21 protein-coding genes and 2 pseudogenes are annotated in these 20,797 nt (G+C 61.1%); 19 read left to right on the top strand and 4 right to left on the bottom strand.

What is annotated here, in order from left to right; genetic code table 11:
• Nucleotides 1-6: 6 nt before the first annotated feature.
• From groL to ACS4RR_RS19025, 4 genes are all read left to right on the top strand, one after another.
• Complete coding sequence (groL, locus tag ACS4RR_RS19040; RefSeq protein ID WP_017963526.1) at nucleotides 7-1,635, top strand: chaperonin GroEL; 1,629 nt, start codon at nucleotides 7-9, stop codon at nucleotides 1,633-1,635.
• A 94-nt stretch (nucleotides 1,636-1,729) separates the two neighbouring features.
• On the top strand, nucleotides 1,730-2,152 hold the full coding sequence (locus tag ACS4RR_RS19035; protein WP_456189136.1) for a hypothetical protein: 423 nt from the start codon (nucleotides 1,730-1,732) through the stop codon (nucleotides 2,150-2,152).
• Between the two features lie 86 nt (nucleotides 2,153-2,238).
• Nucleotides 2,239-3,333: a glycosyltransferase family 4 protein gene (locus tag ACS4RR_RS19030; RefSeq protein ID WP_456189135.1), complete on the top strand. Its 1,095-nt coding sequence runs from the start codon at nucleotides 2,239-2,241 to the stop codon at nucleotides 3,331-3,333.
• Between the two features lie 15 nt (nucleotides 3,334-3,348).
• Nucleotides 3,349-5,559 carry an amylo-alpha-1,6-glucosidase gene (locus tag ACS4RR_RS19025; protein WP_456189134.1) on the top strand — a complete coding sequence of 737 codons (2,211 nt, stop codon included), beginning with the start codon at nucleotides 3,349-3,351 and terminating at the stop codon, nucleotides 5,557-5,559.
• Between the two features lie 34 nt (nucleotides 5,560-5,593).
• On the opposite strand, the gene ACS4RR_RS19020 is transcribed toward ACS4RR_RS19025, so the two are convergent.
• Nucleotides 5,594-5,815, bottom strand: a complete 222-nt coding sequence (locus ACS4RR_RS19020) for a hypothetical protein (RefSeq protein ID WP_162118085.1) — start codon at nucleotides 5,813-5,815, stop codon at nucleotides 5,594-5,596.
• A gap of 209 nt (nucleotides 5,816-6,024) precedes the next feature.
• On the opposite strand from ACS4RR_RS19020, the gene ACS4RR_RS19015 reads away from it, so the two are divergent.
• Both ACS4RR_RS19015 and ACS4RR_RS19010 read left to right on the top strand, forming a co-directional pair.
• A complete protein-coding gene (locus ACS4RR_RS19015) occupies nucleotides 6,025-6,501 on the top strand; it encodes an Hsp20 family protein (protein WP_162118084.1) in 477 nt (158 codons plus the stop codon).
• A 41-nt stretch (nucleotides 6,502-6,542) separates the two neighbouring features.
• A complete protein-coding gene (locus ACS4RR_RS19010) occupies nucleotides 6,543-7,052 on the top strand; it encodes an Hsp20/alpha crystallin family protein (RefSeq protein ID WP_456189133.1) in 510 nt (169 codons plus the stop codon).
• A gap of 131 nt (nucleotides 7,053-7,183) precedes the next feature.
• Here ACS4RR_RS19010 and msrB read toward each other — a convergent pair whose 3' ends face one another.
• Nucleotides 7,184-7,597: a peptide-methionine (R)-S-oxide reductase MsrB gene (gene msrB / locus ACS4RR_RS19005; protein ID WP_456189132.1), complete on the bottom strand. Its 414-nt coding sequence runs from the start codon at nucleotides 7,595-7,597 to the stop codon at nucleotides 7,184-7,186.
• 187 nt (nucleotides 7,598-7,784) lie between these two features.
• On the opposite strand from msrB, the gene ACS4RR_RS19000 reads away from it, so the two are divergent.
• From ACS4RR_RS19000 to ACS4RR_RS18960, 9 genes and pseudogenes are all read left to right on the top strand, one after another.
• Nucleotides 7,785-8,000: a hypothetical protein gene (locus tag ACS4RR_RS19000; RefSeq protein WP_017963533.1), complete on the top strand. Its 216-nt coding sequence runs from the start codon at nucleotides 7,785-7,787 to the stop codon at nucleotides 7,998-8,000.
• Nucleotides 8,001-8,188: 188 nt separating this feature from the next.
• The gene (locus ACS4RR_RS18995) at nucleotides 8,189-10,546 is read left to right on the top strand and encodes a putative monovalent cation/H+ antiporter subunit A (protein ID WP_456189131.1); all 2,358 of its coding nucleotides are present in this window, start codon (nucleotides 8,189-8,191) and stop codon (nucleotides 10,544-10,546) included.
• A 4-nt stretch (nucleotides 10,547-10,550) separates the two neighbouring features.
• The gene (locus tag ACS4RR_RS18990; RefSeq protein ID WP_017963535.1) at nucleotides 10,551-10,970 is read left to right on the top strand and encodes a Na(+)/H(+) antiporter subunit B; all 420 of its coding nucleotides are present in this window, start codon (nucleotides 10,551-10,553) and stop codon (nucleotides 10,968-10,970) included.
• Nucleotides 10,970-11,347, top strand: a complete 378-nt coding sequence (locus tag ACS4RR_RS18985) for a Na+/H+ antiporter subunit C (RefSeq protein ID WP_032985038.1) — start codon at nucleotides 10,970-10,972, stop codon at nucleotides 11,345-11,347. Before ACS4RR_RS18990 ends, ACS4RR_RS18985 begins: the two co-directional genes overlap by 1 nt.
• 64 nt (nucleotides 11,348-11,411) lie before the next feature.
• A complete protein-coding gene (locus ACS4RR_RS18980; protein ID WP_222386203.1) occupies nucleotides 11,412-12,980 on the top strand; it encodes a Na+/H+ antiporter subunit D in 1,569 nt (522 codons plus the stop codon).
• A complete protein-coding gene (locus ACS4RR_RS18975; RefSeq protein ID WP_170280396.1) occupies nucleotides 12,977-13,450 on the top strand; it encodes a Na+/H+ antiporter subunit E in 474 nt (157 codons plus the stop codon). The genes ACS4RR_RS18980 and ACS4RR_RS18975 overlap by 4 nt, the downstream gene beginning before the upstream one ends.
• Nucleotides 13,447-13,795: pseudogene (locus ACS4RR_RS18970) on the top strand (cation:proton antiporter). The gene ACS4RR_RS18975 and the pseudogene ACS4RR_RS18970 overlap by 4 nt, the downstream one beginning before the upstream one ends.
• The gene (mnhG, locus tag ACS4RR_RS18965) at nucleotides 13,792-14,124 is read left to right on the top strand and encodes a monovalent cation/H(+) antiporter subunit G (RefSeq protein ID WP_017963540.1); all 333 of its coding nucleotides are present in this window, start codon (nucleotides 13,792-13,794) and stop codon (nucleotides 14,122-14,124) included. Before ACS4RR_RS18970 ends, mnhG begins: the two are co-directional and overlap by 4 nt.
• Before the next feature lie 440 nt (nucleotides 14,125-14,564).
• The gene (locus ACS4RR_RS18960; protein WP_003557810.1) at nucleotides 14,565-14,996 is read left to right on the top strand and encodes a Ros/MucR family transcriptional regulator; all 432 of its coding nucleotides are present in this window, start codon (nucleotides 14,565-14,567) and stop codon (nucleotides 14,994-14,996) included.
• A gap of 398 nt (nucleotides 14,997-15,394) precedes the next feature.
• Here the strand turns inward: ACS4RR_RS18960 and ACS4RR_RS18955 are convergent, their stop codons facing one another.
• On the bottom strand, nucleotides 15,395-15,817 hold the full coding sequence (locus ACS4RR_RS18955; protein ID WP_017963541.1) for a SufE family protein: 423 nt from the start codon (nucleotides 15,815-15,817) through the stop codon (nucleotides 15,395-15,397).
• A gap of 282 nt (nucleotides 15,818-16,099) precedes the next feature.
• Complete coding sequence (locus ACS4RR_RS18950) at nucleotides 16,100-16,594, bottom strand: DUF5330 domain-containing protein (RefSeq protein ID WP_017963542.1); 495 nt, start codon at nucleotides 16,592-16,594, stop codon at nucleotides 16,100-16,102.
• Nucleotides 16,595-17,007: 413 nt separating this feature from the next.
• Between ACS4RR_RS18950 and ACS4RR_RS18945 the strand changes: the two genes are divergently transcribed.
• From ACS4RR_RS18945 to ACS4RR_RS18930, 4 genes and pseudogenes are all read left to right on the top strand, one after another.
• Nucleotides 17,008-18,588, top strand: a complete 1,581-nt coding sequence (locus ACS4RR_RS18945) for a sensor histidine kinase (protein ID WP_206119877.1) — start codon at nucleotides 17,008-17,010, stop codon at nucleotides 18,586-18,588.
• Nucleotides 18,560-19,513 (top strand): peptidoglycan-binding domain-containing protein, encoded by a 954-nt coding sequence (locus ACS4RR_RS18940; RefSeq protein WP_260110483.1) that lies wholly within the window; start codon nucleotides 18,560-18,562, stop codon nucleotides 19,511-19,513. Before ACS4RR_RS18945 ends, ACS4RR_RS18940 begins: the two co-directional genes overlap by 29 nt.
• A gap of 257 nt (nucleotides 19,514-19,770) precedes the next feature.
• Nucleotides 19,771-20,325 (top strand): annotated as a pseudogene (locus ACS4RR_RS18935) (methyl-accepting chemotaxis protein); the annotation flags it as partial.
• Nucleotides 20,326-20,387: 62 nt separating this feature from the next.
• Nucleotides 20,388-20,732 (top strand): DUF1491 family protein, encoded by a 345-nt coding sequence (locus ACS4RR_RS18930; RefSeq protein WP_017963546.1) that lies wholly within the window; start codon nucleotides 20,388-20,390, stop codon nucleotides 20,730-20,732.
• The last annotated feature ends 65 nt before the right edge of the window (nucleotides 20,733-20,797 follow it).

Below are 20,797 nucleotides of genomic sequence, written 5' to 3'. Positions count from 1 at the left end.
GAAAGAATGGCTGCGAAAGAAGTCAAATTCCATACCGATGCCCGTGAACGCATGTTGCGTGGCGTCGACATCCTGGCCAATGCCGTGAAGGTGACGCTCGGTCCGAAGGGCCGTAACGTCGTGATCGATAAGTCCTTCGGCGCTCCGCGCATTACCAAGGACGGCGTTTCGGTCGCCAAGGAAATCGAACTCGAAGACAAGTTCGAAAACATGGGCGCTCAGATGCTGCGTGAAGTTGCATCCAAGACGAACGATCTCGCCGGCGACGGCACGACGACTGCGACCGTGCTCGCCCAGGCGATCGTCAAGGAAGGCGCTAAAGCGGTCGCCTCGGGCATGAACCCGATGGACCTGAAGCGCGGCATCGATCTGGCCGTCGACGCTGTCGTCAAAGAACTGAAAACCAACGCCCGCAAGATCTCCAACAATTCCGAAATTGCCCAGGTCGGCACGATCTCCGCCAACGGTGATTCCGAGATCGGTCGTTACCTCGCCGAAGCGATGGAAAAGGTCGGCAATGAAGGTGTCATCACCGTCGAGGAAGCCAAGACCGCCGAAACCGAACTCGAAGTCGTTGAAGGCATGCAGTTCGACCGCGGCTATTTGAGCCCGTATTTTGTTACCAACCAGGACAAGATGCGGGTCGAACTCGAGGACCCCTACATTCTCATCCACGAGAAGAAGCTCTCCAACCTGCAGTCGATGCTGCCGGTTCTCGAAGCCGTCGTCCAATCCAGCAAGCCGCTCCTCATCATCGCTGAAGACGTCGAAGGCGAAGCGCTTGCTACCCTCGTCGTCAACAAGCTGCGCGGCGGCCTGAAGATTGCCGCCGTCAAGGCGCCTGGCTTCGGCGACCGCCGCAAGGCCATGCTCGAAGACATCGCCATCCTGACCGGCGGCACCGTCATCTCCGAAGACCTCGGCATCAAGCTCGAGAACGTGACGCTCAATATGCTCGGCCGTGCCAAGAAGGTGTCGATCGAGAAGGAAAACACCACAATCATCGACGGTGCTGGCTCGAAGACGGAGCTTGACGGTCGCACGGCTCAGATCCGCGCCCAGATCGAAGAAACCACCTCCGACTACGACCGCGAGAAGCTGCAGGAACGGCTTGCCAAGCTCGCCGGCGGCGTTGCCGTCATCCGCGTCGGCGGCTCGACCGAAGTCGAAGTGAAGGAGAAAAAGGATCGCGTCGACGACGCGCTTCATGCAACCCGTGCCGCAGTCGAAGAGGGCATCTTGCCCGGCGGTGGCGTTGCCCTTCTGCGCGCCGTCAAGGCGCTCGATAATCTCAGCGTGGCCAACCAGGACCAGCGCGTCGGCATCGAGATTGTGCGCCGCGCAATCGAAGCCCCGGTACGGCAGATCGCCGAAAACGCCGGTGCAGAAGGCTCGATCGTGGTCGGCAAGCTGCGGGAGAAGAGCGAATTCTCCTATGGCTGGAACGCTCAGACCGGCGAATATGGCGATCTCTATGCGCAGGGCGTCATCGATCCGGCGAAAGTGGTGCGCGCGGCGCTTCAGGACGCAGCCTCCGTTGCCGGTCTGCTGGTGACGACGGAAGCGATGATCGCCGAGAAGCCCAAGAAGGAGGCCGCTCCGGCCATGCCCGCCGGCCCCGGCATGGACTTCTAAGCGATCGCCGGCCCGCCCTGCTCTTAAGGGCGGGCCTCCCCACGCACGAGCGAATGAACCAAGTTCCATCGGTCAACATCAGTGGAGCCAAGCTATGAGAAAGGAAAGCATCAGCAATTCCATACAGCAGGAAGCGACGGCGGCTATCAGCGCGGCGCATCTGCTTTATCCGGCCAAACATTTCGGTCACCCGCGTGACGTGCTCACCGCCGACGACATCGGCAATGACGAGAAGCGCGCCATTCTCGCGTCATGGGCATCGGATATTTTCGCGATCGATTCCGCACCTGCCCTTCGCCTTTATCCCGGTGCGGAAAGAGCCGTCTCCTATGACGAGATTGTTGAAGCGCTGAAAACGTTGGACAAGGGCGACCAGCAATCTGGCAACCAAGATTCGCCCGCTTCCTCGCGTGCCCACAGGATCCGCCGTCGAAAGCTGCCGCCACGCCGGCTCCCCGGCCTTGGCTTGTGCAGCTACTGGAAAGGAGAACGCCGCCGACAGCTATTCGAAACCTGATCCTCTCGCTACCTGCCGCGTGCCTCTTGAGGACGCAGGCATGATTTTTGCCGACGACTCTTTGCTCAACAGAGGAGGTTTTGCCGATGAAGATCGCTCAGATTGCACCGCTCGCCGAAAGCGTTCCGCCGAAGCTCTACGGCGGAACCGAGCGGATCGTTTCCTATCTTACTGAAGAACTCGTCGCACAGGGACATGACGTCACGCTCTTTGCCAGCGGCGATTCCGTCACCCAGGCGAAGCTGGTGGCGTGTGCGGACGTCGCCCTGCGGCTCAACCCGGCGGTCAAGGACCATCTGCCGCATCAGGTCGTGATGCTGGAGGAGATCCGTCGGCGGGCGGATGAGTTCGATGTGCTACATTTCCACATCGATCTTCTGCATTTTCCGCTGATCCGCGATTTCGCCGATCGCACGGTCACGACGCTGCACGGGCGGCTGGACCTGCCGGATCTCAAGCCATTCTACACGGCGTTCCCGGATATTCCGCTCGTGTCGATCTCCAACGACCAGCGGCGTCCGATGCCACCGGTCGATTGGCGCGGAACGGTCTATCACGGTTTGCCGGCCGATATTCTTCCCTTCACCGAGAACCCTAGGGGCAATTACCTCGCCTTCCTTGGGCGTGTTTCCCCGGAAAAGCGCCCCGACCGCGCTATCCAAATCGCGGCAAAGGTCGGAATGCCGCTGAAGATCGCCGCCAAGATCGATAATGCCGACAAGGCCTATTGGGAAGCTGTTATCGAGCCCATGGTGAGGAGGCACCCGCAGGTTGAATTCATCGGTGAGATCAATGAACAACAGAAAGCTGACTTCCTCGGAAATGCGGGCGCTCTGCTGTTCCCGATCGACTGGCCGGAGCCCTTTGGGCTGGTGATGATCGAGGCGATGGCCTGCGGCACGCCGGTGATCGCTTTCGGCTGTGGCTCCGTCCCGGAGGTGATTGACAACGGCATCTCCGGCATCCTGGTCGACAGCGTCACCGAAGCGGCCGAGAACGTCGAATGGGCGCTCCGCCTCGATCGGCGCAGGGTGCGAGCCACATTCGAAAAGCGCTTCACCGCGCAACGGATGGCGCGCGGCTATCTCGACATCTATCGCAACTTGCCGGGCGTTCGTACCAAAGCCGCGCCTATCCGTCGGTCGAATGGTCAAGCGCGCGACCTGCAGGCTGTCGCCTGACGTCAAGGAGGAGACATGTCGAACATTTCTGCGGACAGCAACCCCGCCGCAGCATTGCCAGGCCCGGCGGCACCGGTCGCGCAGTTTTTCATTCCGGCGGCCGCGTCGCTGCAGGAGCGACGGCCGCGTACCCTCAAGCACGGCGATACTTTCGCCGTCTTCGATTACAATGGCGACGCTCTTTCCGGTCCCGGCAGCCCGGAAGGTCTTTTCCATCGCGATACCCGTTATCTCTCGCATTTCTACCTGACGATCAATGGGCAACGGCCGATGCTCCTGTCGTCGACGCTGCGAGACGACAACGCCACGCTGACCTGCGATCTCACCAATCCTGATCTATTCGATAAGAATGGAAAGCTGGCTCTGGCTCATGACCTGATTCATTTGCGCAGGTCACGGTTTCTCTGGAATGCTCGCTGTTATGAGCGGGTGGCCGTGAGGAATTACGACGACCGGCGGCAACATGTCCGAATCCAAATCGCCTTCGAAGCCGATTTCGCCGACCTTTTCGAAGTCCGTGGAACCGTAAGAGCAAGGAGAGGGCGCCATCTTCCCGCCATCATAGAGCAGGATTGCGTCCTGCTTTCCTATGTCGGCCTGGACGGCCGCAAGCGGTCGACGCGGTTTTCCTTCGTACCGGAACCGGCGGAAATCCGCAGTAATCTCCTCACCTATGATCTCCATCTTGAGCCACAGCAGACAAAATCGCTCTTCTTCAAGATCGGCTGCGATCAGACCTCCGCCGACCCACCGAGCAACCGATCCTTCTTCTTGGCCCTGCGGGATGCCCGGCGCGCGTTGCGAGCCTCTTCCTCGCGCGCGGCGTCGATCGCAACGTCCAACGAGATCTTCAACGAAGCCGCGCGGCGCAGCGTCTCCGACCTCTACATGCTGATGACCGACAAGGCGGAAGGTCCTTATCCCTACGCCGGCATTCCTTGGTTCAGCACCGTCTTCGGCCGCGACGCCCTGATCACGGCGCTTCAGACACTTTGGCTCGATCCGGAGATCGCCCGCGGGGTTCTTGGCCACCTGGCAGCCAACCAGGCGACGGACATCGATCCTACCTCGGACGCCGAGCCGGGCAAGATCCTGCACGAAGTCCGTTATGGCGAAATGGCCGAACTTGGCGAGGTTCCGTTCCGGCGCTATTACGGCAGCATCGATTCGACGCCGCTGTTTGTGATACTGGCCGGCGAATATCTCAAACGAACCGGTGATCTTGCGACGATCGACCGTCTCCTGCCACATCTGGAAGCGGCACTGACATGGGTCGACGAACATGGCGATCGTGACGGCGACGGCTTCATTGAATATGGACGGCTGACGGAAGAAGGATTGATCAATCAAGCATGGAAAGATAGCCACGATTCGGTCTTCCATGCCGACGGCACATTGGCCAAGGGGCCGATCGCAATCGTTGAGGTCCAGGCTTATGTCTACGCCGCATGGCAAAGTGCTGCCGAAATCTTCCGGCGGACCGGCAGGCCGGAACGAGCGGCGAGCTTTCTCGCGCGGGCGGAGGGACTGCGCCGTGCCTTTGACATCAGCTTCTTCGACGAGGAACTTGGCACATATGTGTTGGCCCTCGACGGAGACAAGCGGCCCTGCCGGGTTCGATCTTCCAATGCTGGCCATGCTCTGTTCGCCGGCATTGCTTATCCTGAACGGGTCGCACAGATTACCCGCACTCTGATGAGTGCCTCGTCCTTCTGTGGCTGGGGCATCCGCACCATTCCCTCCACGGAACCGCGTTACAATCCGATGAGCTACCACAACGGCTCGATCTGGCCACATGACAATGCCTTGATCGCCAGCGGCCTTACCCGCTATGGCTATCGCGCCGAAGCCGCGCGGATATTCGAGGGATTGTTTGCCGCCTCGACCTATATCGACCTGCGGCGGCTCCCCGAACTCCTCTGCGGCCTGCCGCGCCAGCGGGCACGGGGGCCGACCTTCTATCCGGTCGCCTGCTCGCCTCAAGCATGGGCGGCAGCCGCTCCTTTGTCGCTGCTGCAATCCTGTCTCGGCCTCGACTTCGACCCGAATGGCTTGCGCATCAGCTTCAACGTGCCGCAACTTCCCCCGTTCCTGGACGAAGTGATCTTACGACGCCTGTTGATCGGCAATGGCTCGGCTGACGTCGCCATTCGCCGATCGGGACGCCAGGTCGTGGTGGATGTGATGGATCGCCACGGCAATGTTCAGGTGCTCACGACAGCATGACGGATCAGTGGGGGAGGCGGGTCATCCGCCTCTCCTATTCCGGCTCCTCTTCATCGGAACTCAGCAGATCAACAAGCGCAGCAACCCTACCTGTTGGCAGGGGCCGGCCTTCGCTCATCAAGGCTTCGTCGTTGCTGGCCCACGCAAATGCCTCGGCGAGTTCAGCCTGGGTGGCACCTGTCGCGATAACCTCGGCCACGAGCGTTTCATCGGCGGGCCCGAGGACGGCGATGACGTCCTTTGAAGTCATTGTCATAACCATTGCTCCTCTCTCAAGCTACGCCCAGATATGGTGGCGCCTTCGAAGAAAGCAATTTTTCGTTGAGAAATTCCGTCCTCTTGAGACAGTAAACTGCTGAATTATATCAGTATTGTCGATCGCCGAGCAGGGATCGACAGGTCCAGGAGACGCCTGTCGCTCTTGGCGTTTCCTGTATCCATGTTGCTTGTAAGGAGGATATGGCTATGAGGACAAACCTCGATTTCTCTCCCCTGATCCGGTCGAGCGTCGGCTTCGAGCGGATGTTGAACGCGCTCGAGGCTGCAAGCCGCGCCGAGACAATCGACAACTGGCCGCCTTACGATATCGTCAAAACCGGCGAGGACGAATACCGCATCGCCATGGCGGTGGCGGGCTTCTCGCAGGACGAGCTGGCGATCATCCACGAGCAGAACATGCTCGTCGTCTCAGGGCAGAAGGCCAACGGCGAAGATGTTCAATACCTGCATCGCGGCATTGCTGGTCGAAGCTTCCAGCGTCGGTTCGAATTGGCTGACCACGTCAAGGTCGTGGATGCCCGCCTCGTCAACGGTCTGCTGACCATCGATCTCAAGCGTGAAATTCCTGAAGAGATGAAGCCGCGCCAGATCGAGATCGGAACTGGGAATGCAATGCCGAAGGCCGAGACTCGGCAGATCGAGGCCGAGACGCAGGCAGCCTGAACCGTCAGGAATGCCCAAGAACCACCAGAAAGGAGTAAGCCATGAGTGTTCGTGATTTGATTCCCTGGGGCCGCAGCAACGGCCACCAAGTTCCGAGTCTCCTCCGCGAGGACGACCATGATCCTTTCCTGTCGCTCCATCGCGAGGTAAACCGCCTGTTCGACGATGCTTTCCGCAGCTTCGGCGCTGGCCTGCCGTCACTGCGTGGCGCCAGCGGTTTCGGTGCCGGCTGGCCGAGTGTCGAGATCTCCGACACCGATAAGAATATCAAGGTGACCGCCGAAGTCCCCGGCCTTGAGGAAAAGGACATCGATGTCCTCCTCGATGATGGCGTTCTGACGCTGAAGGGTGAAAAGCGTTCGGAGACTGAAGACAAGGAGAAGCAGTTGTCGGAGCGCTACTATGGCCGCTTCGAGCGACGCATCCCGCTCGGCACCGAGGTCAAGGAAGATCAGGTCGAGGCCACCTTCAAGAATGGCGTCCTGACTGTCACCTTGCCGAAGACCGAAAAGGCGCTCTCACAGGTCAAGCGCATCGCCATCAGAAGTTGATCGAAACGAGTGCGGCGGCCGACCATCTGGCGGCCGCCGCTACCATGTCGTCCATGGCGGCACGGAAATTTCCGTCGCGCTTAGTCTCCTCACGGCCGCGGGATCGGCAGATGCCGATCGCAGGTTCAGGCCTATTTCCCGGGCTCGAACACCATGGAGTGGCCGTTGATGCAGTAGCGCAGGCCAGTCGGTGGCGGACCATCCGGAAAGACGTGGCCGAGATGGGCTTCGCAGCTGCCGCAACGGATTTCGGTGCGCACCATGCCAAAGGCCGTGTCGCGATGTTCGGTCACCGCACCGGGCGATACCGCTTCGAAATAGCTCGGCCAGCCGCAGCCGGCATCGAATTTCGTGTCGGAGCGGAAAAGCGGCGCGTTGCAGCCGACGCAGCGGTAAAGCCCCGTCTCGAACAGATCCCAGTAAGGGCCGGTGAAGGCGCGTTCGGTGCCGTGCTGGCGCGTGATGCGGTATTGCTCGGGGATGAGCTGCTCTTTCCATTCGGCATCGGTCTTATGAATCTTGGCGGTGGTCGCAGTTTCGGACATGAGGTGCTCCTTTCGCCGAGGGGCGTTTCCGTTTGCGCAAAATGTGGTGCGCCGCGTTCACTTCATCAAGTCTCCAGCGCCGCGCCATGAGATCGGCGGCATACCGCAATTGGAGTAAGACGCTTGCTTTTACATCCGTTAGGGGTTTTCTGTTAGGGTTAATGTTACGTGCATTGGAGAATCACTGGTGTTTGAGGCAGCAATCGTCCTGCTTTACGGCCTGGTGGCCGTGGCCGCCATGGCGGTCACGCTGTTGGAAGGCTGGGCCAACCATGACGGCTTGACGCTCCATCGTCTCGCCGGGCTCTTCGCCTGCCTGCTCTGGCCGCTGACGCTTCTGGTCTTTATCCTGCATGGTTGCATCACCCGGCTGCTGACGCGCCTTTCTCGACCGATGGCCTGATCGGCTTCGAACATCGTCATGCAGTGCGGCCTGCGGCCGAAATCGCTTGAGACGCTCCCCCATTTCGCCTAAGCCAGAAGACGGGCCGGTTTTCTTCGGCTTTTCGTCTGTTGCCTTTACAGCGCCGCGTGTCTTGTCGGACGTGCAAAGGACTGTAATATTTTGAATTATGCAGTAGAGGAGGAGACATGGCCGATGTCACGGCTCTGACATTTCTGGCCCTGTGTCTGCCGCTCGTCGGCGCTCTTGCCGCTCCCTTCGTCATCCGCATTTTCGGCGCAAACGGTGCCTGGCTCCTGGCGATCGCTCCCTTGCTTGCCTTCCTGCATTTTCTGCGTTTCGTTCCCAAGATCGCGCTCGGCGAGGTCGTCACCGGCGGGTATTCCTGGGTGCCGAGCTTTCATCTCTCCTTTTCCTGGTTCCTCGACGGCCTATCGCTGGCTTTCGCGCTGTTGATCACCGGCATCGGCACCCTGATCGTGCTTTATGCCGGCGGCTATCTCAAGGGACACAAGGATCAGGGGCGCTTCTTCTCCTTCATCTTCCTCTTCATGGGCGCGATGCTCGGCGTCGTCGTTTCCGACAGTTTCCTGATGCTCTTCATCTTCTGGGAGCTGACGTCGATCACGTCCTTCCTGCTGATCGGCTTCGATCACGAGCGTGCGGCGGCTCGCCGCGCTGCCCTGCAGGCACTTGTTGTGACCGGCGGGGGGGGGCTCTGCCTGTTGGCCGGCCTGCTGATCCTCTGGAATATCTCAGGCGTCACAGAGATGTCGCGGCTCGTCGGAGCGGGCGATGTCGTGCGCGAAAGCCCGTTCTATCTCGCAGCCCTCCTTCTGGTCCTGGGCGGCGCCTTCACCAAGTCGGCGCAATTTCCCTTTCATTTCTGGCTGCCGAACGCCATGGAGGCGCCGACGCCGGTTTCGGCCTATCTGCATTCGGCCACCATGGTGAAAGCAGGCGTCTATCTGCTGATGCGGCTCAATCCCGTCATGGGGGCAACGCCTGCCTGGGAAATCCTTCTGCCCTTTTTCGGCGGACTGACGCTGGTGGTCGGCACCGCACTCGCCATCCGCCAGACCGACCTGAAGCTCAAGCTTGCCTATACTACTGTCTCCTCGCTCGGCCTGCTCGTCCTGCTGATCGGCTTCGGCTCGGACCATGCGGTCGAGGCGGCGGCGCTTTATCTGGTGGCGCATTCTCTCTTCAAGGGCGCGCTCTTCATGGTCGCCGGCATCATCGATCATGAGACCGGCACGCGCGATATCACCAGGCTCAGTGGCCTGATGCGGGCGATGCCGCTCACCTGGATGATCGCGCTTGCGGCGGCCTTCTCCATGGCCGGCCTGCCGCCCTTCTTCGGTTTCCTCGCCAAGGAGGAGATCTACACGGCACTCGTCGGTGCCGATGTCCGCGCGATCACATTTATCGCGATAACCGTCTTCGGCAATGCGCTGATGTTCGCCGTCGCCTTCGCCGTGGCGCTGAAACCCTTTCTCGGACGGCCGGTGGAGACTCCGAAACCTCCGCACGAAGCACCCGTCCTGCTTTGGCTCGGCCCGGCCGTTCTCGCCGTCCTCGGCCTGCTCGCGGCGATCTTCTCGACCTTCACCCATACAGTGCTGTCCTCCCCGCTCGCAGCCGCCATCCGCCAGACATCCGTCGACATCGACATTTCGCTGACGCCGCATATCGGCCTGCCCTTGGCGCTCTCCGCCCTGACCATACTGCTCGGTGTCGGCGTTTACTGGCAGCTGGCGCGCGCCCGTTTCCTGATGGCCATCTTCTTGCGCGCGGCCGGACCCGGGCCGGACCATGGCTTTGATGTCGCTATATCGGGCCTTGTCCGCCTCTCGGGCCGCCTCATGCGTGTCCTCCAGCCGGGGCGGCTGGAGATCTATGTCACCTGCAGCTTCCTTTGCGTTGCCGCCATCCTCATCATCCCCCGAGTCGTCTATGGTGAACTGCCGCGCCTTCCGGCCTGGCCGGCCGATGTCAGGCTCTATGAATGGGCGGTCTTTCTGATCGCCGCCTTCGGCCTTGCCGCCGTGCTCGTCGCCCGCGACCGGTTGACGGCGATCGTCTCGCTCGGCATCCAGGGTTTCGCCGTCGCTATCATCTTCCTGCTGTTCGGCGCGCCGGATCTCTCGTTTACCCAGTTCATGGTGGAAACGCTCTCGGTGGTCATCCTCGCGCTGGTCATGACCAGGCTCCGCCTTTCTCCCGCCGATCGGCGGCCGCTCGGCCGCAAGCTCTTCGATGGTGCGCTGGCGCTTGTCTGCGGCCTCGGCTTCATGCTTTTGCTGATGCGGGCGACCGAGGCGCCGTTCGACGATGCGCTGACGGCTTTCTTCAACGCCTATTCCAAATCGATCGCCCACGGCGCCAACGTCGTCAACGTCATCATCGTCGATTTCCGCGGCACCGACACCCTCGGCGAAATTGCCGTTGTCGCGGTCACCGGCCTTGCCATTCTGGCGTTGATCCGCATCCGCGCCGGCAGCGAGCGCAAGCTTGCCGCCAATGATCCCACGGCGGAGGGCTGATCGCATGAACACCCTCATTTTCCGCACCGTCGCCCCGTTTCTCACCGCGCTGATGCTGCTTTTTTCAGTCTTCGTGCTGCTGCGCGGCCATAACGAGCCGGGCGGCGGCTTCATCGGCGGGCTGATCGCTGCCTCCGGACTGGCAATTTACGGCATTGCCCGCGGTGTTGGCGCCGTTCGCCGCGCGCTGTACTTCCATCCGCTGTCGATTGCCGGCTTCGGCCTGCTCCTGTCGACCATGGCGGGTCTTCTCTCCATCCTCTTTGCCGTTCCCTTCATGACCGGCCTCTGGATTTATCCGAAGCTTTTCGGCGCCGAGATGCCGCTGTCGAGCGTCATGCTCTTCGATGTCGGCGTCTATCTCGTCGTGCTCGGCGCCATCACCTCGATCGCGCTGGCATTGGAAGAAAAGGAGGTGGAATGATGGAGCCGCTTCTCGCGATCCTCGTCGGCCTGTTCTTTGCCGCCGCCATCTATCTGATGCTGTCGAAATTCTCGATCCGCATCATGCTCGGCATCGCCATCCTCGGCAATGCCGTCAACCTGCTGCTCTTTACCGGCGGCCGGCTGACGCGCGAGGTGCCGCCGATCATCCCGGTGGGTCTCGACAGCTTGCCCGCAGGCACGGCCAACCCGTTGCCGCAGGCCCTCATCCTGACGGCGATCGTCATCTCCTTCTCCTTCCTTGCCTTCCTGCTGGTGCTGACCTACCGCGCCTATCAGGACCTCGGCACCGACAACACCAGCGACATGCGCGCCGCCGAGCCCGACGACCGGCCGCTGCCGCCATTGGGGTATTAAGGATGTTGGTGCGGATGCTCACCCCATGGCAAACCCTCTCGTGCGATAGCGGAGGCGCCATCTAATGGCCGCCCCAACCTCTACCGTCGATCTCTCCGCCGCCCTGATCACCGTCCCGGTGCCGATCGGTCATTGGCTTGCCATCCTGCCGGTCGCCCATTGCATTACGCTGGGTGCCGTCCTGCTGATGCTGCGCGCCTATCCCCGCCTGCAGGCCTGGCTCGCCATCCCAGGCCTTGCCGCGCTGGCGCTGATCGATGCGGCACTGCTCGCCAAGGTCGCCGCCGAAGGGCCGCTCACCATGGTCATGGGCCGCTGGCTGCCGCCCTTCGGCATCGCCTTCACCGTCGATCTCTTCGGTGCGCTGATGGCCTTCACCGCAGCCCTTGCCGCGCTCGCCGGCGGCATCTATGCGCTGGCCGATATTGGTGAGAGCGGCCGGCGATATGGTTTCTTCCCGCTGCTGATGCTGCTGATGGCCGGCGTCACCGGCGCCTTTCTTACCGGCGATGTCTTCAATCTCTATGTCTGGTTCGAGGTGCTGCTGATCTCCTCCTTCGGGCTGATCATCCTTGGCTCCGAGCGCCAACAGATCGACGGCGCCCTGAAATATGCGGTACTCAATCTCATCGCCACGACGTTGTTCCTGATAGGCGTCGGCATCCTCTATGCCGCCTTCGGCACCCTCAACATGGCCGATATAGCTGCAAAAGCCGCGGATTTGCGCGGCACGGCGCCTCTGATGACGCTGGCAAGCCTCTTCCTGCTCGCCTTCGGCATGAAAGCGGCGGCCTTTCCGGTCAATTTCTGGCTGCCGGCCGCCTACCATACGCCGCGCATCACCGTGTCGGCGCTGTTTGCCGGCCTGCTGACCAAGGTCGGCATCTACGCGCTGATCCGGGTGATGGTCATGCTGCTGCCGATGGAGCGGCAGGAATTGAGCCTGGTGATCGCACTCGCCGCCGCCGCGACCATTCTCGTCGGCGCTCTCGGCGCGCTTGCCGAAAACGATATCCGCAGGCTGTTCGGCTATGTCGTCATATCGGGCATCGGCAACATGCTTGCGGGCGTCGCGCTTGGCGGCCTTGGCGGCATCAGCGGCTCGGTCTTCTATGCGCTCCATTCCATGGTGCTGATGACGGCGCTTTATCTTGCCGCCGGCGAGATCGCCCGCCGCGGCGGCGGCTTTTCGCTATCGGCCCTCGGCGGGCTCTACAGGCAAAGCGGTGGCTTCACCGCGCTCTCCCTCGTGCTCTTCCTTGCCGCCTGTGGCCTGCCGCCCTTTTCCGGCTTCTGGCCGAAGGTCATCCTCGTCAAGGCCTCGCTCGATCTCGGCGCCTGGTGGCTGGCGGCCTCGATCCTGGTTGGCGGTTTTCTGACGACGATTGCCTTCGGCCGCCTCTTCCTGCTCGCCTATTGGCGCCCGGCGGCGATAGCCCTGACGCCGACAGTCCTGACACCGTCCGGATCGAGGTGGCGCACCGGTCTGCCGCTCGCCGCGCTGACAGCGCTGGTCGTCGGCTTCGGCATCCTGCCGGAACACTTGCTGGCGCTGTCGCAATCGGCAGCTGCCGGCCTTGCCGATCCCCAGGCCTATCTTCACTCGGTCTTCCCGGAAGGAGGCGCGCCGTGATCTTCGTTCTCTTCAACCTGCTGCTGGCCGTTGCCTGGATCGCCGTCACCGGCAGTGCCTCACCGCACAACCTCATCTTCGGCTTGCTGCTTGGCGCCCTGGCGCTGGTCATCATCCGCGAATCCTTCGGCGGCAAGGGACATATCCCCCGCGTCCTCCCGGTGCTCTCGCTTGCCATTCTGTTCCTGAAGGAATTGTCGCTGTCGGCCTGGAAGGTCACGGTCACCGTCCTCTCGCCCGATATGAAGCTGAAGCCCGGCATCTTCGCCTTCCCGCTGACGCTGACGAGCGATTTCGAGATCACTTTGCTCGCAAACCTGATCACGCTGACACCCGGCACGCTTTCGGTCGACGTCTCGACAGATCGCCGCATGCTCTATGTCCATGCGCTCGATTGTTCCGATCCTGAGGCCACCAAGCGTGATATCGCCAACGGTTTCGAACGCAAGATCATGGAGGCTTTCCGGTGATCACGCCTGCCGCCATTATCGCGGTCGCATCTTCGACCGCACTCGTCATTCTCGGCCTGGCGTTGATCCTCACCGTCTGGCGCGTCGTTGCCGGCCCGACATTGCCGGATCGTATTCTTGCCCTCGACATGCTGACCGGTATCGCCATCGGTTTCATTGCGGTCATCGCGGTCAAAACCAGCTTTTCGCTCTATATCGATATCGCCATCTCGCTCGGCCTCGTCGGTTTCCTGGCGACTGTCGCCTTCGCCCGCTTTGTGCTGTCGCGCGGCAACATCAAATCGAAGCCCTGCATCTGCGGCAAATGGCAACACGCAAAAGCGGGCAGGGGGCAAGAAGCGATGATCGATTATATCGTGGCTGCCATCACCGCCCTGCTGCTGATCGTCGGAGCGCTCTTTGCTCTTGCAGCGGCAATCGGCCTTGTCAGGCTGCCCGATCTCTACACGCGCATGCACTCGGCCTCGAAGGCGGGGACAGTCGGCTCCGGCCTATTGCTCCTCGCCGCCGGCCTCTATTCGCAAGATCTGGCGATTCTCGCCCGCGCCATCGCCGGCTTTATCTTTTTCCTGCTGACGGCGCCGGTGTCTGCCCATCTCCTTGCCAGAACTGCCCACCGTTCAGGATATGATCTCGGTGAACTCTCGGTCCGTGACGATATCAGAGATCTTTGAGCCTATGCTGTTCGCCGACATTACCAGATTTATGCAAAACTTATGCACAGGAAGCTGTGAGTAAAGCTTGGCGGAAAGTCCTTCAATTCTTCATCTGTCACATTTTCTCAAGAAAAACGACAAATAATAATTGGCCTTTTGGTCAAACGATGGTATTTGAAAATGCAAGTAGAGTTCTGATTGTGAATTGCAATCGTACTGCTTCCAAGTCCCTCAGTTTTGATTTTCAATGTCTAAACTGAGGCCATAGCCCGGAGCATGACGTAGTGGTTTCCAATCAGGCAGTATAAGGACAGGTCTCGCTCTTCGGAATCTAGGGGTGGATTTCGCGTTTTTCGAAACAGAAGATCGCTTCCGGTGCTTTTGCTGTTCGCTTCTACGAGGCGGGTCTTTGACGTGTCGGTCAAAGACCGTTTGTGCATGCTAACAGGAGAAAAAATATGACGGATATAGCGACCGGCAATGCGCCGGAGCTGCTTGTGGAACTGACGGCCGACATCGTTGCGGCCTATGTCAGCAACCATGTTGTACCGGTCAGCGACCTGGCCAATCTGATTTCCGACGTGCATTCGGCACTGAGCAACACGTCCGTACCGCAGCCTGCTGCGGCGATCGTCGAAAAGCAGAAGCCTGCAGTTTCTGTCCGCAAGTCCGTACAGGACGAGCAGATCACGTGTTTGGAATGCGGCGGCAACTTCAAGTCCCTCAAGCGTCACCTGATGACGCATCACAGCCTCTCGCCGGAAGAATACCGCGAGAAGTGGGACCTGCCGACCGATTACCCGATGGTAGCGCCCGCTTATGCCGAAGCGCGTTCGCGCTTGGCAAAGGAGATGGGCCTCGGGCAACGCCGCAAGCGCGGCCGCGGCTGAGCTTTTTCGAAAGCATCGACGACAAAAAGCCGGGTCTTGTGCCCGGCTTTTTTGTGTGCCTTTTCAAGGCATGGAAAATAATCTCGATGGGGCTATTCCAGGAAGTGCGAAATGGTTTTCCCAGGCAAAGCGCGAAGCGGTTTTGCCGGGAGTTGGGTAAAACGAAAGGTTGGAGCGGTTCTGCGCTTCTATCAAAAGCTGAATCGCGCCGGTGATCCAACCTTTCGCAGATGATTCGGACGGGCGCCAAGATAGTCTGAGCGACCCCGTCTTATGCTTCGCCGACAGGCTTAGAATGTATTCCTATACTATCAGCAAGTGTTAATGTATTCGATGTGCCAAGGCAGGCGCTGTCCAGCTCGATCGGCTGTGGCCCTTCCGATCAGCAATCATCCCAGTCAAGCCGCGGCGCGGACTCTTGCCTCTTCGCGAATCCTGTTCACCATCGAGCGCAGTCCGTTCGAGCGCTGCGATGACAGATTCTCCACCAGGCCGATCTTCGAGAATATCTCGAAGGCATCGAGCCCGGCGATGTCGGATGCGGTCTTGCCGGAATAGGTGGCAAGCACGATGGCGACGAGGCCGCGCACGATATGGGCGTCGGAATCACCCTCGAAGCTCATGACCGGGTTGTCGGGATCGCCTGTCGTATGCGTCACCAGCCAGACCTGGCTGGCGCAGCCCATCACCTTGTTCTCCGAGGTGCGCTTCTCCTCGGCTAAGTCGGGCAGCGCCTTGCCGAGTTCGATGACATAGCGGTAGCGGTCTTCCCAATCGTCCAGGAAAGCGAAGTCGTCGATGATCTGGTCGAGGGATGCCATGGTGAAGCCTTTCACTATTAAAGCAGTTCCAGCAAAAGTGCGCAGCGGTTTTGCGTCCGGAATGCGTCAGGAAGTGCTCTAACACTGCATATAGGTGAAAGACCGGCGGATTTGAACCGCTAAAAGAAACGCCGTGAGGGATGAGCATCCTCACGGCGCAGCAACATGCTGAATTAAACAGGGCAGGCACGTCAGGCATGGGGCCTCTCCGCGTCATGCGGACGGCCGATGCAAGCTATAAAACCGAAAGGCATTGCGGACGAATGCCCGCGAAAAATTTCGTCAGGTCGCCGGCTTCGGCGTCGGCAGCGGGATCGCGCCGGTCACCACCGTCTCAGGGGCGGCATCATCCTCGACCGGCGGACGGTAAGGCATCGGCTGGTTGAGCGCAGCCTTGGCCTCGCGCACCTTTTCCTGGATAGCAGGTGCTGCCAGCGAAGGCATGTTGAGCGCCACCGGCATCTGCGGTTCGGCAAGCTTTGCGGTCGCCGGCGCCTCGTCCTTGAACTGGCTGTCGAGAAGTTCGTAGGCGACGCGGGCGCCCTCGCGGGCCCGGTAGCCGAGCGCGGTGAAGGTTTCGGCGCCCTTGGCACAAACCTCGGGCTTTTCCGAGCACATGCCTGTGAGATAGTCATAGGCGCCGCTTGCCGCCGTGAACGCGTCGGAAAGCTGCAATTGCGGGCCGTTGGCCAACTTGTCGGAACTCTCCGTGCTGAAGACGGAAAGAAGCACGAGCACGAGGCCAAACCAGAAGGATCCTTTGATCAGAAACCACATTGTCGTCGCCCATCCTGTTTTCCCCGTCCGGTTCTTGTCGCCGAATCAGGCCGGTTGTCCGGTGTGTTTTCACCCTACCGCCAAGTTGCGAATGCCGCTTTTCGAAACTCACGCGCATTTGCGGCAAATTTAGTTCAAATTTTAGCGAACGGTATTTGAGCCGCATTTTAGTCGAATGCGAGCGATCGCCGTTAAGCATCAGGGCAACACCTGCTTGCAATTGCAGGGCTTTTGCTAGCTCGCCTTGCCACAAGAGTTAACGCAATGCTGAAATATGAGGAAAATCCGTCGCTTACCTGCTATTAACCACAAAAGGCAAAGAGCCTTCCAGATGCTTCAAAACGGGAATTTCGGCCGTTTCAGCCTGTGAACAGCGCTTTTGCCTTATCCTTTCTTTAAGTCGCCAAGGCCTATTGTCCGGATCGATCGACAGCCTTTCGGGCGGGTATTGCGTGCGTGTATTGAGTAACATTGGCGGCTGGATGACGGCCCTCGTAGACCGGGCAGCGACAAGCTGGCTCTCCCGGACGGGCGGCGGCGAAGCCGTACGCCAACGCGAGCTCGCGATCCTGCGCCGCCTCGTGCTGTTCTCGTCGGCCGCTCTCGTTGCCGCTCCTATCGGCCTTTCGGCAGTCACAAGTCCGGCCGTCGCGCTGCCGGCGGGTGTCGCCGTGGTCTGCGCCGCCTTTCTCTTTTCCGCCGTCGGCAGCATCGCGCTCGCCCGTCAGGGTTCGTCTTCCGGTATCGCCACGCAGTCGGCCGAGGATTTCTTCCTTGCAGCCACCCCCGGCCTCGTCTTCTTCCTGGACCCGCACGGCAGTGTGGCGACGGTCGGCGGCCGCGACCGGCGCGATTTCCTTGCCTGGATGCGCGATCCCAAGGGCAGGGGCTTCCTCGAGCAGGTGCATGTCTCCGACCGCATCCTTTTCCTGCAGGCGCTTGATGACCTGCGCCGGGGCGAGGATGCTCAGAGCGTCGATCTGCGCCTCGATCGGCCCTCGGTCTCGCGCGATCAACGCCAGTTCGCCTATCTCAGAATGGACATGACCGCCCGGCGCGATGCCGATGGCGAGCTTGCCGCCATCATTGCCCAGCTGCGCGATGTCTCCGTCGAGCAGCAGCTGCGTGACGAGGCCCAGAACCGCGCGGCCGATGCCGAATCCGCAAACGACGCCAAGTCGCGCTTCCTCGCCGCCGTCAGCCATGAACTGCGCACGCCGCTGAACGCCATTCTCGGTTTTTCCGATATCCTGATCGGTGAATATTTCGGCAAGTTCGAAAACGACCGCCAGCGCGAATATGTCGGCCTGGTCCGCGAATCCGGCGCGCATCTGCTCTCCGTCGTCAACACCATGCTCGACATGAGCAAGATCGAAGCGGGCCGCTACGAGTTGATCCTCGAAGCCTTCGATATATCAAGCTCCGTCAAATCCTGCGAATCAATGCTGGCATTGCAGGCCAAGACCAAGGGCCTCACCCTGACGAGCCGTATCCAGCGCGATCTCGGCGAGGTCGTCGCCGATCAGCGGGCCATCCAGCAGATCCTCATCAACCTCGTCGGCAATGCCATAAAATTCACCGAGGCTGGCGGCGTTGTCTCGGTCGATGCGGCAGCGCGCGACGGCATCCTCAAGCTGACGGTCAGCGATACCGGCATCGGCATCCCGGCCGACAAGCTGGCGTTGCTCGGCCAGCCCTTCGTCCAGATCCAGAACGACTATACCCGCCGCTTCGAAGGCTCCGGCCTCGGCCTCTCCCTGGTTAAGGGGCTGGTGGCGCTGCATGGCGGGTATTTCGCCATCGCCAGCCAGCCGGGCGAGGGCACGATCATCACCATTGAGATCGCGGTGGACGGCTCGGGCGCCCAGCACGCCGAAGACGCCGGTCATGGCGCGACTGTCGAGTTTCCGCCGCGGCTGAAGGGCGCGGTCAATAGTGGTGCAGAATTGGAAGAGGGGCGTTTCGATGGCCGCGCGCAAGCGAAAATCGCCTAAGGGAAAAAGGGGACGGCAGCAGCCGGGCCTTCTGATGTCAGGCGCTGCCGCCCTCGGCGGGCTCGGCCTGCAAGGCGCCTCCGTGCTCGGCGGGCTCGGCCTGCAGGGCGCATCCGTGCTCGGCGGCGTCATCGGCCGCAATCCGTCGGTCGCCGGCGGCACGATCACCTTCGTCGTCATCTTCTCCTTCGTCGCCGCCAATGCGCTCTGGTATCAGCCGGGCCTGCATCCGCATCCGATTTTCCGCACCCGCGATCCGCAGTCTCCGACCGTGCTCGGTGCCCGCCGCCCGGCTGAGGAGCAGCAGGGCGAGGTCACCACATTCCGGATCGAACGGCCGCAGGATACAGCCACCACCAATGCGACGCCGGCGCCTGCCGCGCCTGGCCAGCAGCCGAGCCAACTCGTCATGGACATCCAGCAGCAGCTGGTGCGCCGCGGCCTCTATAACGGCATACCCGACGGCATCATCGGCCCGCGCACCAGTGCGGCTATTCTCTTCTTCGAGGAGACCGTCGGCATGACCCAAACCGGCGATCCGACGCCGGAGGTACTGGCGGCGCTGAAGACCGATGCCGCCGGCCCCTCGACCGTGCCCGCCGAAAAGCCGCCCGAGGATGTGAGCTCGAAGGCGGCGGCGGAAGATCCGGTGGCGGCCGCGATCCGGAGCGCTGAAAAGACGGTCAAAACGGCTTCGTCAGCTGCAAAGCAGGTTCCATCAAGCGAAATCACCAATGTCGACCTGGTGTTGAAGATCCAGAAGGGCCTTTCCAACATGGCCTATGCCAATGTGGGCATCGACGGCGTCGCCGGCGAGCAGACCCGCGCGGCTATCCGCCATTTTCAAAAGCACTACAACCTGCCCGAAGACGGCGAGCCGAACCAGGCGGTGCTGAAGAAACTCAAGGAAATCGGCGCGATATAGAACATAATGCCGAAAAGTGTGAGCGGTTTTCGGACGACATCCTGTTCTAAATCGGCAAAAAGCCTTTTTACCCGATTGAATAAGTTGAAGCGGAGCGCACGATCAGCGAACAGGCTGAGGATGAAGGGCGGCGGCAGCGGTATCTTGAAACCGGCGCATCGGTGCCGTTTGAAACGATCCGGGCCAGACTGCGGGGCTTTGCCGCCGAAGCCGCCCGCAAAGCGGACCCGCAATGAAATTTGTTTTCTTGCCGGATCCTCTCGGAAACCCTGATCCAGCTGACGGCGAGCGCCGGCGTCAAGACCGCCGACAGCCGTTGGATCGAGGAAGCGCAGTCGGCGGCAAGGCAGATTTCCGGCGCCTTCGAGCGCGCCGTCGCTGAAGGGCAGATCGGGCTCGATGCTCTCTTCGACCGACGCTATCGGCCGATACCGGGCACAGATCCGGCAGCCTTCACCGAACTCGCCGACCGCCTGCTGCCGCCGATCCAGGAACCCGTCACAGCCTTGGACGAGCGCATCGCCTTCTGCACGGCGATCGACGAGAACGGCTATCTGCCGACCCACAACCGGAAATTCTCGCAAGCCCAGCGGCCTGGCGACACCGTCTGGAACACCGCCAATTGCCGCAATCGCCGCATCTTCGCCGATCGCGTCGGCCTTGCAGCTGGCCGCGGCACCGCGCCCTTCCTCGTCCAGACCTACAGGCGCGACATGGGCGGCGGCAATTTCGTGATGATGAAGGATATCTCCGCCCCGATCACCGTCCGGGGACGGCATTGGGGAGGATTGCGGCTGGCAGTCAAGGTCTGACCGCTGGAGTCAAACTCAGACCGTGCATTGCCGCCACCGGCGCGCCGGTCTATACCGCGCCGATGAGATTACGCGCCGACATCTTCGTTTCCGCCCTCCTGCGCCGCGTCTTCGCCAGCGGCGATTTCGCCGCCGTCGAGAAGAAGGGTGCGGAGGAGGCGGGTGCGATCTTCATCCGTCAGCACTGCCGCGACGGCCTGGAAACTCTCTATGCGCCGGCGCCGCAGACCGCTTTCGACGAAGGCCAGGCCGGCGACCGCCTGTTCGAGATCCGCCTGTTGCGCAGCGAACCGGAAGCGGTGCGCGCGATGCTGGAGCGCGAACGCAAATTCGATCCCGATCTCTGGATCGTCGAACTGGAGGCGGATGAACTCGGAGATATGATCCCACTTGCGAAGGGCGGCTGAGAGCCGAGGCGCTCGTCAGTTCAGCGCCATTTCGGGCAGTTCATATGTGGCAAGGCCGCTAAACC

This window comes from Rhizobium zaerense, from assembly GCF_051810725.1.
Taxonomy (GTDB): Bacteria; Pseudomonadota; Alphaproteobacteria; order Rhizobiales; family Rhizobiaceae; genus Rhizobium; species Rhizobium leguminosarum_I.
This window is presented reverse-complemented; position numbering and strand designations above follow the sequence as displayed.

What these genes read in the sequence shown, in the direction of transcription:
- ACS4RR_RS18995 (WP_456189131.1), top strand. Translation starts at nt 8,189, where the DNA reads ATGGCCGATGTCACGGCTCTGACATTTCTGGCCCTGTGTCTGCCGCTC.
- ACS4RR_RS18985 (WP_032985038.1), top strand. Translation starts at nt 10,970, where the DNA reads ATGGAGCCGCTTCTCGCGATCCTCGTCGGCCTGTTCTTTGCCGCCGCC.
- msrB (WP_456189132.1), bottom strand. Translation starts at nt 7,597, where the DNA reads ATGTCCGAAACTGCGACCACCGCCAAGATTCATAAGACCGATGCCGAA.
- ACS4RR_RS19035 (WP_456189136.1), top strand. Translation starts at nt 1,730, where the DNA reads ATGAGAAAGGAAAGCATCAGCAATTCCATACAGCAGGAAGCGACGGCG.
- ACS4RR_RS19025 (WP_456189134.1), top strand. Translation starts at nt 3,349, where the DNA reads ATGTCGAACATTTCTGCGGACAGCAACCCCGCCGCAGCATTGCCAGGC.
- ACS4RR_RS18990 (WP_017963535.1), top strand. Translation starts at nt 10,551, where the DNA reads ATGAACACCCTCATTTTCCGCACCGTCGCCCCGTTTCTCACCGCGCTG.
- ACS4RR_RS18950 (WP_017963542.1), bottom strand. Translation starts at nt 16,594, where the DNA reads ATGTGGTTTCTGATCAAAGGATCCTTCTGGTTTGGCCTCGTGCTCGTG.
- ACS4RR_RS19030 (WP_456189135.1), top strand. Translation starts at nt 2,239, where the DNA reads ATGAAGATCGCTCAGATTGCACCGCTCGCCGAAAGCGTTCCGCCGAAG.
- ACS4RR_RS18980 (WP_222386203.1), top strand. Translation starts at nt 11,412, where the DNA reads ATGGCCGCCCCAACCTCTACCGTCGATCTCTCCGCCGCCCTGATCACC.
- ACS4RR_RS18940 (WP_260110483.1), top strand. Translation starts at nt 18,560, where the DNA reads ATGGCCGCGCGCAAGCGAAAATCGCCTAAGGGAAAAAGGGGACGGCAG.
- ACS4RR_RS19020 (WP_162118085.1), bottom strand. Translation starts at nt 5,815, where the DNA reads ATGACAATGACTTCAAAGGACGTCATCGCCGTCCTCGGGCCCGCCGAT.
- ACS4RR_RS19015 (WP_162118084.1), top strand. Translation starts at nt 6,025, where the DNA reads ATGAGGACAAACCTCGATTTCTCTCCCCTGATCCGGTCGAGCGTCGGC.
- ACS4RR_RS18930 (WP_017963546.1), top strand. Translation starts at nt 20,388, where the DNA reads ATGAGATTACGCGCCGACATCTTCGTTTCCGCCCTCCTGCGCCGCGTC.
- groL (WP_017963526.1), top strand. Translation starts at nt 7, where the DNA reads ATGGCTGCGAAAGAAGTCAAATTCCATACCGATGCCCGTGAACGCATG.
- ACS4RR_RS18955 (WP_017963541.1), bottom strand. Translation starts at nt 15,817, where the DNA reads ATGGCATCCCTCGACCAGATCATCGACGACTTCGCTTTCCTGGACGAT.
- mnhG (WP_017963540.1), top strand. Translation starts at nt 13,792, where the DNA reads ATGATCGATTATATCGTGGCTGCCATCACCGCCCTGCTGCTGATCGTC.
- ACS4RR_RS19010 (WP_456189133.1), top strand. Translation starts at nt 6,543, where the DNA reads ATGAGTGTTCGTGATTTGATTCCCTGGGGCCGCAGCAACGGCCACCAA.
- ACS4RR_RS18960 (WP_003557810.1), top strand. Translation starts at nt 14,565, where the DNA reads ATGACGGATATAGCGACCGGCAATGCGCCGGAGCTGCTTGTGGAACTG.